We start from the raw sequence: 16020 nt of genomic DNA, 5'->3' as shown, positions 1-16020 counted from the left end.
AGTGGAGGTTTACTATGAGAGTGTTTAATGAGATAAGGTTAGATAGGGGTAAAAAAACACCTATTTATAAACAATTATATTATGAAATTAAACAATTAATTACTTTTAATAAATTAGAATGTGATTACAAATTACCATCTATTAGAGAATTATCTGATTTATTAAAAGTAAATAACTCCACTATAGTAAGTGCTTATAAATTATTAGAAAAAGAAGGTTATGTATATAAAAGAGCAGGCAGTGGTACATTTGTAAAGAAAATAGATAATGATATAGTTGATATTGAATTTATTAATTCAGATATATTATATGATTTTACAAATGCAACTACAGATTCTAGTTTATTTCCTATAGATGAATTTAAAGAATTAATGAATAGAGTTATAGATAGAGATAAGGGAACTACATTTGATTATCAGCAAAGTATAGGATATTTACCTCTTAGAAAAGCTATAAAGAAACAATTAGAAGAAAAAAATATTTTTACTTCTTTAGATTCTATTCAAATAATATCCGGTACCCAACAAGGAATTGATATATTAACTAAAACGATACTTGACTATGGAGATATAGTAATAACAGAATCTCCAACATATTCAGGCGCTTTATATTCCTTTAAGTCAAGATCATCAAGAATTATTGAGATACCAGTAGATAGAGATGGTATAGATACTACTATATTGGAACAAAAAATTAAAAATTTAAAACCAAAGGTAATCTATACTATGCCTAATTATCAAAATCCTACTGGTTTTTCATATTCAATAGAAACAATGAAAAAAGTGTTAGAGCTTGCTGAAAAATATAATACTTATATTATAGAAGATGATTATATAAGTGATATTGAATTTAACAATAAAAAAGTAAATGTATTGAAAAGTTTAGATACAAATAATAGAGTAATATACTTAAAAAGCTTTTCTAAAACATTTATGCCAGGTATTAGACTAGGTTTTGCTATATTGCCTATAAAAATTCAAAGAAAATTTTTACTTGGAAAACAATTTTCTGATATATCCACGTCTGGATTTATCCAACGAATATTTGAACTGTATTTAAAAGAAAAAATGTGGGATAATCATATAAATAAAATCACTAATATATATAATAAAAAATATAATCTAACAAAAGAATATATTAAAAAATATAAACCTTTAAGATTAAGATATTATAGACCAGAAGGAGGTTTAAATTTTTGGTTCTCTCTTCCTGATGGTTATTCTTCTAAAAAACTAGAAAAATATTTAAGAAAGAGGAAAATGTTAATATATTCTGGAAGTATATTTTATGCCAATAATAATGATACGGAATATTTTCGTATAAACATATCTTCAATTGAATTGGAAAATATTGGAAAATCAATACTTATATTATTTGAATTCATAGAAGAATTTATGAAAGATAATTCAAATAAAACTCTTAATCATCCTATAAATTATTTTGGATTGTAATATTTATTTTTAGATATATAAATCAATATATCTTTTGCATTTATTATAGTATCTTTTTCTGGATTTAAATTTATAGTTCCGCTTCTATTAATTCCTATTAAAGTTATATTTTTATTTAAAAAATCACAAGATATATCTATAAATTTTTTATTGATATAAATTTCTGGTGCAGTTATTTCATATAATTCTGATCCACTAGAATTTGTTATAAGTTCATTTATTGTATTATTTATAGATTTATATAATATACTTCTAACTAAAACCTTACTTTCTATTTGATTGCTTATTATTATATTATCTACATTTAATTCCAAAAAGTTATCTGAGTTTTCTGGGTTTACTACTTCAGATATAATATATATTTCTTTATTTAACCTTCTTATTGCTAAACAGGTAAGTATAGATTTAGCATCCATCATTTCTAAATCATCTAAAGTTTTATCTGCAAGTATCATTATAGTTTTAGAGTAGTCAATATTAGACCTCTTTAAAACTACTTCGCTCCAAGGGTTCCCTTTTATATATGAAATATTTTTATTGTCATAAGGGTTTTGTTCTATATTATCTATTATTACTATTTTCATTTCATTATTTTCATTAATTAATTCTTCAATTATAGATTTAGATTTATAATTCCAACCTATAATAATTATATGATTTTTAAAATACACATCCATAAGTCCCATCCCTTTTTTGAAATTTTTCTCAACAAATATTGAGGCAAATGAAGCAGTTATAAAACCAAATACTCCTATCCCTATTAATATTAATAATATAGCTATTATTCTTCCAAAAAAAGTTATTGGAAATACATCTCCATATCCTACTGTAGTACTAGTAATAAATCCCCACCATAGTGCATCTGTTAAGTTATCTATTTTTGAATTTTCTTCTAATTCAAAAAGATAAAATGCTAATGATAAAATGATAATACAACTTATTATTATAATTAATGATTTATAAAGTTTTGTGCTTTTCATTAAGACGTGCATTTTTTTCATGAAAAAAATATAAATCAAATCCTTTCTTTTATATTACTATACATATATATGTATAGTAATATTTGAGTTATTTAATATTTTAAAGTAAATATAGAATTATTCTAATACTATATTTATTTTGAAGATACAAATACTAATATTAGAGGAGGATATTAAATGAATACTAATATTAAATATAAAAAAGAATTATATTTTTCATTAAATAACTATGAACAAGACATTATAAGGAAAGATATTTATGAATTCAATAAGTTGATTTCAATTTTAAATAATATACCACCACTATATATAGAAAAAGATAAATATTTTAATACCTTGTATAAACAAAGAGATATTTCTAAATTATTGCAATTAGTTTGCTCAGAATATCTAAAAAATATAAATAAAAATTTTGAAATAGATAAAGAATCAATATATTTAACTATAAAATTAATAAATAAGTTTTATGACATATTTAAACCCATAAATATTAATGAAAAATATTTGATAATATATCCAAGATTATCAATAAAGAAATATATTACTAATATTATTGAATCAGAAAATTTTACAACTTCTTATATACCAGAAGATACATTAAATAAATTAATAATCTTATTAATTAAATTTAGTGAATTTGAATTAAATAATATTGATGAGGAAAATTTTGAAAATATTAATTTGCCAACTTTAGTTTTAGCAAATTTAAAATTATTTGAAAAAGGAATTTTAACTATCTCTAAAAATATAAATAATGAAATAGAGTTTTATATAAATAAATCAATTAAAGACAATAAAAGTATGAAAATAATAATGGATGAAGAAATGATAATTTATAAAATAATTCAATTATTATTTGAAAAAAATATGGTCTATATAAAATAAATGATTTCATGAAGTAGGATAAAAATTCTACTTCATTTTTTTGCAACTTCACTATGTTTATCATGCAATATTTATGGGTATATGTAATATAATACTAGTATAGTGCATAATATATAATATATAGTTGCATAATTCTGAAATTACCATTGACAGAAATTTTAAATAAGTGGTATAATTAAATTAAATAGGAGGAATTGATATGAATGAAAATATTAATGTTATAAATAAAAGAGAGCAAGTTAGTAGACTTAAAAAATGCGGTGCTATAACTTGTATTCAAAATATTGATGGATATTGTAATGTTGAGAAATGCGAAATATATGAAAGAATGTTACCTCAAGAACATTAAACATAATAAAAAGAGGAAGAAAAACTTCCTCTAATAAGTATTTTTTAAGTAGACACCTTTAGGGTGTTATTTTTTTATGAATATTTCTTTAAACCTAATTCTAATATCTTCATGGACTTTTTCAAACTTTCTTCATTTAAAACATAAGAAATTCTTACTTCGTCAATTCCTAAACCTTTTGTAGAATAAAAGCCTTCGGCTGGTGCAAGCATTATAGTTTCTCCATCTACATCAAAATCTGTAAGCAACCATTTAACAAAGTCTTCGGCATTATCTACAGGTAATTTTGCTATGATATAAAATGCTCCATGAGGTTTTTTACATATAACGTTTTCCATGTTAGAAAGAGCATTATATACCACATCTCGCCTCTTCTTATATTCTGCTACTACTTCGTTAAAATACTTTGGAGTTACATTTATAAGATTTGCAGCACCTATTTGTTCTAAAGTTGGAACACATAGCCTTCCCTGACAAAGCTTTAATATTTGTTTAATTAAGTCTTTATTTTTAGATCCAATCATACCAATTCTTGCTCCACATGCACTATATCTTTTAGATATACTATCTACTAATATAACTCTATCTTTTATGTCTTCAAAGGTAGCAAAACTTCTATATTCGAACCCATCATATATAAACTCTCTATATACTTCATCAGCAATTATATATAAATTATTTTCTTTTGCAATATCTCTTAACATATTCATTTCTTCACTTGTATAAACTGTTCCAGTAGGATTTCCTGGATTAGATATTAAAATTGCTTTTGTCTTATCTGTAACCAGACTTTGAACAGTTTTTTTAGTTGGCAATTTAAATCCGTTTTCAGCTTTTGTAGTTATTGGTACAACATTCACACCTGCTGAGCTACTAAATCCATTGTAATTAGTATAAAATGGCTCAGGCACTAAAATTTCATCACCATCATCACTGATTGCAAGAATAGAAAACAATATAGCTTCACTACCTCCATTGGTAATTAAAATCTCATCTTTTTCAAAGTTAATATCATAAGTTTTATAATAACTAATAAAACTATCAATTAACTCAGGTAAACCTTCAGAAAAAGAATAAGATAAAACTTCTTCATCATACTTTTTAATTGAATCCATAAATTCTGTTGGTGTTTTAATATCAGGTTGACCTATATTAAGATGATAAACCTTCTTACCATTTTTTTTAGTCTCTTCAGATAAAGGCACTAACTTACGTATAGGTGATTCCTGCATATCAATAATTCTTTTAGAAAATTTCATTGTATTCCCCCTAAAAATATATTTTGTATAATTTCATAATATCATAAATTCAAGTTGAAATGTATATATATTTCTTACTATTCTTAATAAATAGAATTAATATTATATTTTAAAATATAATATTAATTCTATTTATTTAACAAAAGCCTATAATTTTGATATAATAGAAAGGATTGATACAATAGGAGGTAAGACATATGAATAAAGAAAAAAAATACCTTATTCAAACCTGGGGTTGCCAGATGAATGAGCATGATTCAGAAAAAATTGAAGGAATATTAAATTCTTTAGAATATATAGAAGCTTCTAATAAAGAAGAAGCTGATTTAATTATATATAATACTTGTTTAGTTAGGGAAAATGCAGAATTAAAGGTTTATGGAAATTTAGGAGAATTAAAAAGGCTTAAAAGAGAAAATCCAAATTTAATAATAGCTGTATGCGGTTGTATGATGCAAAAGGAAGAGGTAAGAGATGTTATAAAGAAAAAATATTCTCATGTAGATATAATATTTGGAACTCATAATATTCATAAATTACCACAACTAATTTTAGACCATGATCAAAAAACAAATATGTTAATTGATGTATGGGAAGATAGCAAAGAAATAATTGAAGATTTACCAACTAAAAGAAAATATGATTTTAAAGCATTTATAAATATTATGTATGGCTGTAATAATTTCTGTACTTATTGTATTGTTCCTTACACTAGAGGTAGGGAGAAAAGTAGAGAAGCTAAAGATATCTTAGAAGAGGCTATAAAATTAAGCAAAGAAGGATATAAAGAAATTACATTACTAGGCCAAAATGTTAATTCATATGGCAAAAATTTAGAAGATAAAACTACTTTCCCAGAACTTTTATATATGTTAAATGATGTGGAAGGTTTAGAAAGAATAAGATTTATGACATCACATCCTAAAGATTTATCAAATGAGCTTATAAGTGCAATGAAAGATTGTGATAAGGTATGTAATCATCTTCATTTACCATTCCAATCAGGCAGCAATAGAATACTAAAAAAAATGAATAGAAAATATAATAAAGAACAATATTTAAATCTAGTAGAAAAAGTAAGGACTGAAATACCTGATATAGCTCTTACTACAGATATAATTGTAGGATTTCCAGGTGAAACTGAAGCAGATTTTCAAGAAACTATTGATGTAGTGAAGAAATCTAAGTTTGATTCTGCGTTTACTTTCCTCTATTCAATAAGAGAAGGAACTCCTGCTGCTAAAGATGAAGAGCAAGTACCTGATGATGTTAAGCATAAGAGATTTGATAAATTACTTGATACTTTAAAACCTATTAGTTTGGAAAGAAATACAAGCTTAATAGGTAAAAAGGTTAAAGTTTTGGTGGAAGATATTAGTAAAAATGATTCGAGTAAATTATCTGGTAGAACTGATACAAGTAAACTTATTCATTTTAAAGGTGATGGATCATTAATAGGAAAAATTGTTGATGTATGTGTAATTGATGCTAAAACTTGGACATTAGAAGGTGAACTTGTTGAATAAAGAAATATTAGATATAGCTAGGGAACTTGGTAAAAACATTAAAGATTCATATGAATATAAGGATTTTTTAAAAAAAGAAGCAGATTATGAAAATGATTCTAAAGCATTAAATATACAAGAAGAATTAGATGAAAAAAATAAATTATATAAAAAGTCATTAGCTAAATCTGATGAAGAAAAGGTTGATTTACTAAATATAGAAATAAAACAATTAAATGAAAAATTAATGGAGCAAAAAACCTATTTAGAATATATTAACTCTAAATCAAATATAAAAAAAACAATGAAAAATATTAATAATATTTTAGAATACTATACAGGTATAAGTGAAGAATCTAATTGTGGTGGTTGCAATAAAGGATGTAACAAATAGGATAAAGTAAATCTTAGTCTATTTATTTAGTTTTAGTGGGAGGAATTTATGTGTCTAAGTTAACACCGATGATGGAACAATATATGGAAATAAAGAATAAAAATAAAGAATCAATATTGTTTTTTCGATTAGGAGATTTTTATGAGATGTTTTTTGAAGATGCTCTTATTGCTTCCAAAGAATTAGAAATTACTTTAACAGGTAGAGAATGTGGTAAAAAGGAAAAGGCCCCTATGTGTGGGGTCCCTTATCATTCAGCTGATAGTTATATAGCAAGATTAGTTAATAAGGGTTATAAAGTTGCTATTTGTGAACAGGTAGAAAATCCAAATGAAGCTAAAGGAATAGTAAAAAGAGATGTTGTCAGGATAATAACACCAGGAACAATAACGGATTCTAATATGCTTGATGAAAATAATAATAATTATTTAGCAAGCATATTTTTAGATAAAAAAGGTGTAGGTATTTCATATGTGGATATAACTACTGGGGAATTTTATACTACTCAAAAAGTAGATAATGATAATAAAAATATTTTAAAAGTATTAATGGATGAATTAGCTAAAATAAAACCTAAAGAAATCATTTCTAATAAATACTTAAAAGAAAATAATATATCAAAAATTATTGAAGATAGATTTAATATTTTTATTGATATATCACAAGACTGGATATTTAATATTGATGAAAGTAAAAAAGTAATAAAAAGACAATTTGATATTTTAAATTTAGAAGGTTTTGGATTATCATATGATGATTATTCTATAAAGAGTTGTGGTTCTTTACTTGAGTATTTAAATGAAACTCAAAAAACATCTTTAAGTCATATAAATAAAATATCTAAATATAATATAGAAAATTTTATGGTAATAGATATAAATACAAGAAGGAATTTAGAGATTACTGAGACTATAAGAGATAATTCAAAAAAAGGATCTTTACTTTGGATATTAGATAAAACATCAACAGCAATGGGAGCTAGAATGTTAAAAAAGTGGTTGGAAGAACCACTTTTAGATATTAAAATGATTGATAAAAGATTGGATGCAATTGAAAATTTATTTAAAGATATAATGTTAATGGATGAAATAGAAAAAGAACTAGATAAGGTCTATGATATTGAAAGGTTAATAGGTAAAATATCATATGGAAGTTGTAATGCCAGAGATATGATAGCTCTTAAAAATTCAATTTTTGTATTACCACAAATAAAAGAGATATTGTTTGATTCTAATTCTAATTTTTTAAATGAATTATCAGACAATATTGATTTACTAAAAGATGTTTATGAACTCATAGATAAATCTATAAATGAAGACCCTCCAATGCAAACAAGGGATGGAGGGCTAATAAAGAAAAACTATAATAAAGAACTTGATGATTTAATTGATGCATCCAATGAAGGTAAAAATTGGTTAAATAAATTAGAAAGTAATGAAAAAATAAGAACAGGTATAAAATCTTTAAAAATAGGATTTAATAGAGTTTTTGGGTATTATATAGAAATAAGAAAATCTAATATAGATTCTGTTCCTGATAACTATATAAGGAAACAAACTTTATCTAACTCTGAAAGATACATCACTCCTGAATTAAAGGAGATGGAAGATAAAATATTAGGAGCTGAAGAAAAAAGCGTTGTACTAGAGTATAAGCTTTTTAATGAAGTAAGAGAGAAGTTAAAGGATAAAATAAAAAGAATGCAAATAACAGCAAAAACCCTTGCTTCTATAGATTGTTTAAACTCATTATCTCAAGTCGCATATAAAAATAATTATGTGAAACCAAATATTAATAATGAAAATATAATTAATATAAAAAATGGGAGACATCCTGTAGTGGAGAATATGCTAAAGGAAGAGATATTTATACCAAATAATACATTTTTAGATAATGATGACAATAGGTTAAATATAATTACAGGCCCTAATATGGCAGGTAAATCTACTTATATGAGACAAGTTGCTATAATTTCATTAATGGCTCAGATTGGAAGTTTTGTACCGGCAGAATATTCAAATATATCTTTAGTTGATAGAATATTTACTAGGGTTGGAGCAAGTGATGATTTATCTTCTGGTCAAAGTACTTTTATGGTAGAAATGAATGAAGTTGCAAATATCCTTAATAATAGCTCTAAAAATAGTTTAATAATACTTGATGAAATTGGTAGAGGAACTAGTACTTATGATGGACTTAGTATAGCTTGGGCTGTTATTGAATATATAAGTGATAAAAATAAATTAGGAGCCAAAACTCTTTTTTCTACTCATTATCATGAATTAACTGAACTTGAAGGTAGTTTAGAAGGTGTAAAAAACTATAAGATAACTGTAAAAGAATCTGGTGAAAACATAATATTTCTTAGGAAAGTTGTAAGAGGGGAAGCTGATAAAAGCTATGGAATAGAAGTAGCCAATTTAGCAGGAGTACCACAAGAGGTGATTCTTAGAGCTAAAGAAATTTTAGATAATCTTGAAAAAAATGATATAAATTATAAAAATAAAGCAAAATCCACTAAGATAGAAAAAGTTAAAGAAGATAGCAATCAAATAGATATATTTAATATTAAGAAAGAAGAAATAATAGAAAGTATTAAAAATATAGATTTAATAAATTTAACTCCTCTTGAGTCCATGAACTTATTAAATGATTTGATAGATAAAACAAAGGAAATTTAGGTGGTTTAATGGCAAATAAAATAAATATTTTAGATGACAATACTATAAATAAAATAGCAGCTGGTGAAGTTATTGAAAGACCTTCTTCTATAGTAAAAGAACTAATAGAAAATTCTATAGATGCTAATTCAAAAAATATTACAATTGAAATAAAAGAAGGCGGTAAAAATTATATTCGAATCACTGATGATGGTGATGGAATTTATAAAGATGATATACAGCTAGCATTTTTGAGACATTCTACTAGTAAAATAAATAATTCTGATGATCTAATGACAATTCACTCTTTAGGCTTTAGGGGAGAGGCTCTTGCAAGTATAGCATCTGTATCTATGGTAGAATTAATCACAAAAACAAATGATACAAACATAGGAAATATGATTGAAATACATGGAGGAGTCCTAAAAGAAGAAGCTGAAGTAGGTGCCCCTGATGGAACTACAGTTATAATCAGAAATATTTTTTATAATACTCCTGTAAGACGTAAATTTTTAAAATCCATCTCTGCAGAGACTGCTAATATATCAAATATAATTAATAAATTATCATTATCAAATCCACATATATCTTTTAATTATATAAAGGATAATAAAAGTGTATTAAAGACTCCTGGAAATAATGATATTAAGTCAACAATATTTAGCATTTATGGTAAAGAACATATAGAATCTTTAATAGATATTAATTTTAAAAACAAAGACTTTTCATTAACAGGATACATCTCAAAGCCTAATTTTACTAGAGGTAATAGGAACAATGAATTAATTTTTATAAACGGTAGATATGTTAGTAGTATATCATTATCACAAGCTATTGAGGATGCATATAGCTCTCTTATTACTGTTAACAGATATCCAATAACTTATTTATATATTAATATAGATCCTAAAAATATAGATGTAAATGTCCACCCTTCAAAAATTGAAGTTAGATTCAATAATGATTTAGAAATTATATCTATAATTAAAAACATAATCAGAGAAAAATTACTAGAAAAAAATTTAATACCTAAAATAAACTTTAATAAAAAGAAGAATGAAGAAAAACAAGAAAATATTATAGATATAATAGATGACAATACAAAAGAAAATATAAATATAAATAATACACTCTATAAGGGAAAAAAAGAAAAGAATATAGACTTAGTAAATGAAAACTTAAATAATGATAGTGATAAATTCAATAATAATTATACTAAAGAAAAAAAAGATTATAATAAAGAAAAGCATGAGGAAAAACAAGAACAAAAAGTTTCTAAAATATTCCCTGATTTAAATATAGTAGGTAGGATATTTAATACTTATATAATTGGAGAAGATAAAATTAATAATTCTATGTATATGATAGATCAACATGCAGCTCACGAAAGAGTTATGTATGAAAAATTTAGAACACAATTTCAAAAAGAAGAAGTTGTAGTTCAACCTTTGCTTGTAGCTAGAACTATTAATTTAAATCACTATGATTATGAACTAGTTAAAGAAAGCATGGATTTATTTACAAGTTTAGGCTTTGATATATCTGATTTTGGTCATAATAGTATACTTTTAAGAGGTGTTCCTATGTTATTTGGATTACCTAATGATAACGATTTGTTTATTGATATTTTGGATAATTTAAATAATGATTTAAGTAATAAATATGAATTAAGGGTAGAGAAGATAATAAAAATGGCTTGTACAAATGCAATCAAAGCAGGTGATTTTTTAGGTGATATTGAAATAAACAACTTGATAAGTGACCTAAAAAAGTGTAACAATCCATTTACATGTCCTCATGGGAGACCTATTACAATTAAAATAACTAGATATGAAATTGAAAAGATGTTTAAAAGAATACAATAATTTAAGGATGATTTTATGAAAAAAGATTTAATAATTATAGTAGGACCAACTGCTTCTGGTAAGACTTCTATATCTATAGACTTAGCTAAAAAAATTAATGCAGAGATAATTTCTGCCGATTCTATGCAAATATATAAATACATGGATATAGGTACTGCTAAAGTTTCTAAACAGGAAATGAATGATATAAATCATCATATGATTGATGAAAAATATCCTAATGAAGAATATAGTGTTTCTGATTTTAAAAATAATGCTTATAAATATATTGATGATATTTATTTAAGAAATAAATTACCTCTTGTAGTTGGAGGAACTGGATTATATATTAATTCATTAGTATATGATTTAGATTTTAAAAAAGCTATATCCAATAATGAATTAAGAGATAAATACTATGATTTGGCAAAACAACATGGTAACAAGTATATACATGACTTATTAAAAGAAGTTGATTACAAATCATATATTAGAATACATGAAAATGATACTAAAAGAATAGTTAGAGCACTTGAAATTTTTTATGAGACTGGTAAAGCAATGAGTGATAGTTACGATGATTTTAGAAAACCAAACACTGATTTTAATTTAATTATATTTGGAATAACTATGAATAGAGATAAACTATATGAAAGAATCAATAAAAGGGTAGATATAATGTTAGAAGATGGATTGGTTGAAGAAGTTAAAAGTTTATTAGATATGGGATATGATAAATCTTTAATTTCTATGCAAGGTTTGGGGTATAAAGAAATTATAGGGTATTTAGAAGGTAAATATAGTTTAAAAGAAGCTATAGAACTTTTAAAACGAGATACCAGAAGGTTTGCTAAAAGACAAATTACATGGTTTAAGAAAGATGAGAGAATTAATTGGTTAAATAAAGTAGATTTTGAAAGCGAAAATGATATAATTGAAACTATGGTTTCTGTTATAAATAAAAATTTGTTAAGGAGTGTATAGCTTATGAAAAGCAACATTAATCTGCAAGATGTATTTCTAAATAAGTTAAGAAAAGCACACGTTCCAGTAACACTTTTTTTAGTAAATGGTTTTCAGCTCAAAGGTATAGTAAAAGGCTTTGATAATTATACTATTGCCTTAGAAAATGAAGGGACTCAAAATATTATTTATAAGCATGCTATATCTACTATGATACCAGCAAAAAATGTTGATTTAACAGAAAAGTAATACTATAATTGATTAAAAAGTATTCTTCTTCGGATAGAATGCTTTTTAATTTTTTAAATACTCTAAGAAGGTGAAATTATGAATGAGTTAACAGAAAAAATATTATGTAAACAAAATATAAGCAAAGATATAATTATAAAGGTTAAAAATGCTGAAGATAAATTAAAAGGTAGATTTATTGAAATTGATGAAATAAGTGAATACAATCAAATTAAAGTATTAAATGCTATGCAAGAAGAACGTTTAGATTCTACAAATTTTAATTGGACTACAGGCTATGGCTATGGTGATATAGGCAGGGATAAAGTTGAAGATATTTATAAAAGAGTTTTCTGTGCTGAAGATGCAATAGTAAGACCAACTATAGTTTCTGGCACTCATGCTTTATCTCTTACACTATCAGGGATATTATTAGAAGGAGATGAACTTATATCTGCTGTGGGTAGTCCCTATGATACTTTATTAAAAGTGATCGGGACTGAAGGGGATGAACCTGGAACATTATTAGAAAGAGGAATAAGATATAAAGAAATCGAATTAAAAAGTGATAATAGTGTGGATATTAACAATTTAATAAAAAGCATATCTGATAAAACTAAAATTGTATTAATACAAAGATCTACAGGGTATAGCTTTAGAAAGGCTCTTACTATAAATGAGATAAAGTATATTATAAAAAAGATAAAGGGAGTCAGAGAAGATATAATTTGCATGGTAGATAATTGTTATGGTGAGTTTGTTGATACTCAAGAACCTATTGAAGTAGGAGCTGATATTATAGCTGGTTCTTTAATTAAAAATCCAGGTGGAGGATTAGCCTTAACAGGTGGATATATAGTTGGTAGAAGTGATTTAGTTAAAAGAATTGCTAATAGAAGCACTGCTCCTGGCGTAGGTAAAGATTGTGGTCTTACTTTTGGAACTACTAGAAATACTTTACAAGGATTTTTCTTAGCACCTATGATAGTAAAGGAATCTCTTAAAAGTGCTCTACTTATAGGTAGGGTTTTTAAAGACTTAGGTTATGAAATAATACCTGATGTGGAAGATAAGAGAGGTGATATAATTCAAGCAATTAAGATGGAAGATGAAAAAAAGGTAGTTGAATTTTGCAGGTCCATACAATCTTCCTCTCCAGTAGACTCTCATGTTAGATTAGAGCCTTGGCATATGCCTGGTTATGAAGATAAAGTAATTATGGCATCAGGAGCATTTATAGAAGGCTCTTCTATAGAGCTAAGTGCTGATGCCCCTATAAGAAAACCTTATGTAGTTTATTTTCAAGGAGGACTGAATTATTACCATAGTAAATATGCTCTTATGAATGTATTAGCTCAATTTGAAAAAGAAAAATTAATATAATAAAAAAGGCCTTCTTTGGCCTTTAATCTATAGTTCTAAATACTCCTCTTATTTTTCCAAGAATAGAGACATCAGTTACTATTATAGGATCCATACTAGAGTTTTCTGGTTGTAATCTGATATGGTCTTTTTCTATAAAATATCTTTTAATAGTAGCTTCATCTTCTATTAAAGCAACTACAATATCTCCATTTTCTGCAGTGTTTTGCTGTTTAACTAGTACATAATCACCATCTAATATACCAGCATCTTTCATACTTTCGCCGCTTACTGAAAGCATAAAAACTGTATCATTCTTTACTATATCTATAGAAAGTGGGAAAGTATCTTCTATATTTTCAGTAGCTAATATAGGGATACCTGCTGTAACTTTTCCTATTATTGGCACCTCTATTATTTCTTTTCTACTAAAAATATTTTCATTTTTACTATCTAAGACTTCTATTGCTCTTGGTTTAGTAGCATCACGTCTTAAATAACCCTTTTTTTCTAAGCGAGATAAATGTCCATGTACAGTTGAAGTTGACTTTAATCCTACAGCCTTGCAAATTTCTCTTACAGATGGTGGATAACCTTTTTGCATAATTTCTTTTTTTATGAATTTTAATATATTACTTTGTTTAGTTGATAGTTCTTCATACATATATAGCACCTCACAATGTCAATTTTAATTTATTATACCACAAGACATAAATTTTATCAAACATTCGTTCGACTTTATGTTGACAAAGAACGTGCGTTCTGCTATAATTAAGTTAATATAAGGAACTAACGTTCGAGGAGGGCTTAAAATGCATAATAAAAAAATAGTTATAGTAAATAGGGTTAGGTTTACAATGTTTTTATCAGTAATTACATTAGTACTTGCTTTACTATTAAATAATGTTTTAGGAATAGTTTTTGCTAGTGATACATATAAGGATTACAATAAGGTGTTTGTACAAAAGGGTGATAGTATATGGAATATTGCTAAGGAGAATAATCCCAATGGAGAAGATATAAGAAAAATAGTTTATGAAATTAGAGAAGTAAATGATATAGAAAATGAATGGATAAAGCCAGGAGATATTCTAAAAATACCAAGAGATTAAAATCTCTTGGTATTTTTAGATAGGGGATTACTTTTTACGGCTTCTCTTAATTTATCATCATCTAAGTGAGTGTATATCTGAGTAGTAGATACACTAGAATGGCCTAATATCTGTTGTAAGGCTCTTATATCTACATTACCATGCTTATACATCAAAGTAGCTGCAGTGTGACGTAATTTATGAGTTGATAGGTCATCTGTATCAAGCCCTGCATTTTTTAAATGTTTTTTAACTAAATGTTGAACTGCACGTACACTCAATCTATTTTTTCTTTTACTTAAGAATAAAGCTTTTTTATCTTTTATATTTTCATTTGGTCTTATTTTTAAATATTCATTTATTGCTCTTAGGGAACTTTCATTTAAATATATGGTTCTTTCTTTATCTCCCTTACCTATAACTGTTAAAGTATCATTTTTTATTTTATCTATATTGATGCTAACAAGTTCTGAAAGCCTAAGGCCGCAATTTAAAAATATCATTATTATAGCATAATCTCTAACTTTGAATTCACCTTCGATATTTTCTATTAATTCAAGTGATTCATCAAGAGTAAGGTAAGAGGGATGTCTTTGAGTTAATTTAGGTGTTTCTAAATTTATAGTTGGGTTTACATCTACTAATTCAACTATATTATGTAAGTATTTAAAAAAAGATCTAATACTTGCAATTTTACGTGCACGAGTGTTTGTAGAGTTATTTCTTTTTTTATCTACAAAGGAAATATAAGAAAACAAATCTTGTAAATTTATCTTTCTTATTATCGCTATATCTAAATCACTAATGTCTATGTCGTTAAACTCTATATCTTTATCTACTAATTCATATCTCTTTTTAATGAATCTTAAAAATGTTCTGAGATCATAATAATATTCTTTTATAGTGTTTTTTGATTTGCCTTTAATAGTGTCTAAATAGTTTAAAAAATCCTCTAAAACAATAGGGATATCATCCATAATTATTCCTCCTTAATAAATTATACCTTAATTATATCATATTTTAACTCTAATGTCACAAAATTATCATTT

15 protein-coding genes are annotated in these 16020 nt (G+C 25.4%); 11 read left to right on the top strand and 4 right to left on the bottom strand.

Annotated features, from left to right (window positions below; genetic code table 11):
• Positions 1–14: 14 nt before the first annotated feature.
• Entirely contained in the window at positions 15–1451 is a 1437-nt protein-coding gene (gene pdxR, locus ACTHUW_RS05285; RefSeq protein ID WP_442196412.1) for a MocR-like pyridoxine biosynthesis transcription factor PdxR, read from the top strand.
• Here pdxR and ACTHUW_RS05280 read toward each other — a convergent pair.
• On the bottom strand, positions 1436–2431 hold the full coding sequence (locus ACTHUW_RS05280) for a potassium channel family protein (RefSeq protein WP_442196413.1): 996 nt from the start codon (positions 2429–2431) through the stop codon (positions 1436–1438). The two genes, pdxR and ACTHUW_RS05280, sit on opposite strands and share 16 nt — an antisense overlap.
• Before the next feature lie 177 nt (positions 2432–2608).
• Between ACTHUW_RS05280 and ACTHUW_RS05275 the strand changes: the two genes are divergently transcribed.
• A complete protein-coding gene (locus ACTHUW_RS05275; protein ID WP_442198967.1) occupies positions 2609–3316 on the top strand; it encodes a hypothetical protein in 708 nt (235 codons plus the stop codon).
• Between the two features lie 199 nt (positions 3317–3515).
• On the top strand, positions 3516–3665 hold the full coding sequence (locus ACTHUW_RS05270; protein WP_442196415.1) for a hypothetical protein: 150 nt from the start codon (positions 3516–3518) through the stop codon (positions 3663–3665).
• A gap of 74 nt (positions 3666–3739) precedes the next feature.
• Here the strand turns inward: ACTHUW_RS05270 and ACTHUW_RS05265 are convergent, their stop codons facing one another.
• A complete protein-coding gene (locus tag ACTHUW_RS05265; protein WP_442196416.1) occupies positions 3740–4924 on the bottom strand; it encodes a pyridoxal phosphate-dependent aminotransferase in 1185 nt (394 codons plus the stop codon).
• A 197-nt stretch (positions 4925–5121) separates the two neighbouring features.
• On the opposite strand from ACTHUW_RS05265, the gene miaB reads away from it, so the two are divergent.
• The 7 genes from miaB to ACTHUW_RS05230 all read left to right on the top strand — a co-directional run bounded on the left by miaB (position 5122) and on the right by ACTHUW_RS05230 (position 13901).
• Positions 5122–6450, top strand: a complete 1329-nt coding sequence (gene miaB / locus ACTHUW_RS05260) for a tRNA (N6-isopentenyl adenosine(37)-C2)-methylthiotransferase MiaB (RefSeq protein ID WP_442196417.1) — start codon at positions 5122–5124, stop codon at positions 6448–6450.
• Positions 6443–6823 (top strand): YlbF family regulator, encoded by a 381-nt coding sequence (locus tag ACTHUW_RS05255; protein ID WP_442196418.1) that lies wholly within the window; start codon positions 6443–6445, stop codon positions 6821–6823. The genes miaB and ACTHUW_RS05255 overlap by 8 nt, the downstream gene beginning before the upstream one ends.
• A gap of 50 nt (positions 6824–6873) precedes the next feature.
• On the top strand, positions 6874–9504 hold the full coding sequence (gene mutS, locus ACTHUW_RS05250; protein WP_442196419.1) for a DNA mismatch repair protein MutS: 2631 nt from the start codon (positions 6874–6876) through the stop codon (positions 9502–9504).
• An 8-nt stretch (positions 9505–9512) separates the two neighbouring features.
• On the top strand, positions 9513–11348 hold the full coding sequence (gene mutL / locus ACTHUW_RS05245; RefSeq protein ID WP_442196420.1) for a DNA mismatch repair endonuclease MutL: 1836 nt from the start codon (positions 9513–9515) through the stop codon (positions 11346–11348).
• Positions 11349–11363: 15 nt separating this feature from the next.
• Positions 11364–12311 (top strand): tRNA (adenosine(37)-N6)-dimethylallyltransferase MiaA, encoded by a 948-nt coding sequence (miaA, locus tag ACTHUW_RS05240; protein ID WP_442196421.1) that lies wholly within the window; start codon positions 11364–11366, stop codon positions 12309–12311.
• A 3-nt stretch (positions 12312–12314) separates the two neighbouring features.
• Positions 12315–12539, top strand: a complete 225-nt coding sequence (gene hfq / locus ACTHUW_RS05235; protein WP_442196423.1) for an RNA chaperone Hfq — start codon at positions 12315–12317, stop codon at positions 12537–12539.
• A gap of 78 nt (positions 12540–12617) precedes the next feature.
• Positions 12618–13901: a methionine gamma-lyase family protein gene (locus ACTHUW_RS05230; protein WP_442196424.1), complete on the top strand. Its 1284-nt coding sequence runs from the start codon at positions 12618–12620 to the stop codon at positions 13899–13901.
• A gap of 22 nt (positions 13902–13923) precedes the next feature.
• Here ACTHUW_RS05230 and lexA read toward each other — a convergent pair whose 3' ends face one another.
• Positions 13924–14544 (bottom strand): transcriptional repressor LexA, encoded by a 621-nt coding sequence (gene lexA, locus ACTHUW_RS05225; RefSeq protein ID WP_442196425.1) that lies wholly within the window; start codon positions 14542–14544, stop codon positions 13924–13926.
• Between the two features lie 148 nt (positions 14545–14692).
• Here lexA and ACTHUW_RS05220 point away from each other — a divergent pair, with 148 nt between their 5' ends.
• Entirely contained in the window at positions 14693–14992 is a 300-nt protein-coding gene (locus ACTHUW_RS05220) for a LysM peptidoglycan-binding domain-containing protein (RefSeq protein ID WP_442196426.1), read from the top strand.
• On the opposite strand, the gene ACTHUW_RS05215 is transcribed toward ACTHUW_RS05220, so the two are convergent.
• A complete protein-coding gene (locus ACTHUW_RS05215) occupies positions 14989–15948 on the bottom strand; it encodes a tyrosine recombinase XerC (protein WP_442212755.1) in 960 nt (319 codons plus the stop codon). The two genes, ACTHUW_RS05220 and ACTHUW_RS05215, sit on opposite strands and share 4 nt — an antisense overlap.
• Positions 15949–16020: the final 72 nt, after the last annotated feature.

This window comes from Senegalia sp. (in: firmicutes), from assembly GCF_052088025.1.
In the GTDB taxonomy this organism is placed as follows: Bacteria; Bacillota; Clostridia; order Tissierellales; family SIT17; genus Anaeromonas.
This window is presented reverse-complemented; position numbering and strand designations above follow the sequence as displayed.

Excerpts from the sequence above, each read along its gene's own strand:
- miaB (WP_442196417.1), top strand. The coding sequence starts at position 5,122 with ATGAATAAAGAAAAAAAATACCTTATTCAAACCTGGGGTTGCCAGATG.
- ACTHUW_RS05220 (WP_442196426.1), top strand. The coding sequence starts at position 14,693 with ATGCATAATAAAAAAATAGTTATAGTAAATAGGGTTAGGTTTACAATG.
- ACTHUW_RS05215 (WP_442212755.1), bottom strand. The coding sequence starts at position 15,948 with ATGGATGATATCCCTATTGTTTTAGAGGATTTTTTAAACTATTTAGAC.
- miaA (WP_442196421.1), top strand. The coding sequence starts at position 11,364 with ATGAAAAAAGATTTAATAATTATAGTAGGACCAACTGCTTCTGGTAAG.
- ACTHUW_RS05270 (WP_442196415.1), top strand. The coding sequence starts at position 3,516 with ATGAATGAAAATATTAATGTTATAAATAAAAGAGAGCAAGTTAGTAGA.
- mutL (WP_442196420.1), top strand. The coding sequence starts at position 9,513 with ATGGCAAATAAAATAAATATTTTAGATGACAATACTATAAATAAAATA.
- ACTHUW_RS05280 (WP_442196413.1), bottom strand. The coding sequence starts at position 2,431 with ATGAAAAGCACAAAACTTTATAAATCATTAATTATAATAATAAGTTGT.
- ACTHUW_RS05265 (WP_442196416.1), bottom strand. The coding sequence starts at position 4,924 with ATGAAATTTTCTAAAAGAATTATTGATATGCAGGAATCACCTATACGT.
- ACTHUW_RS05230 (WP_442196424.1), top strand. The coding sequence starts at position 12,618 with ATGAATGAGTTAACAGAAAAAATATTATGTAAACAAAATATAAGCAAA.
- hfq (WP_442196423.1), top strand. The coding sequence starts at position 12,315 with ATGAAAAGCAACATTAATCTGCAAGATGTATTTCTAAATAAGTTAAGA.
- ACTHUW_RS05275 (WP_442198967.1), top strand. The coding sequence starts at position 2,609 with ATGAATACTAATATTAAATATAAAAAAGAATTATATTTTTCATTAAAT.
- pdxR (WP_442196412.1), top strand. The coding sequence starts at position 15 with ATGAGAGTGTTTAATGAGATAAGGTTAGATAGGGGTAAAAAAACACCT.
- lexA (WP_442196425.1), bottom strand. The coding sequence starts at position 14,544 with ATGTATGAAGAACTATCAACTAAACAAAGTAATATATTAAAATTCATA.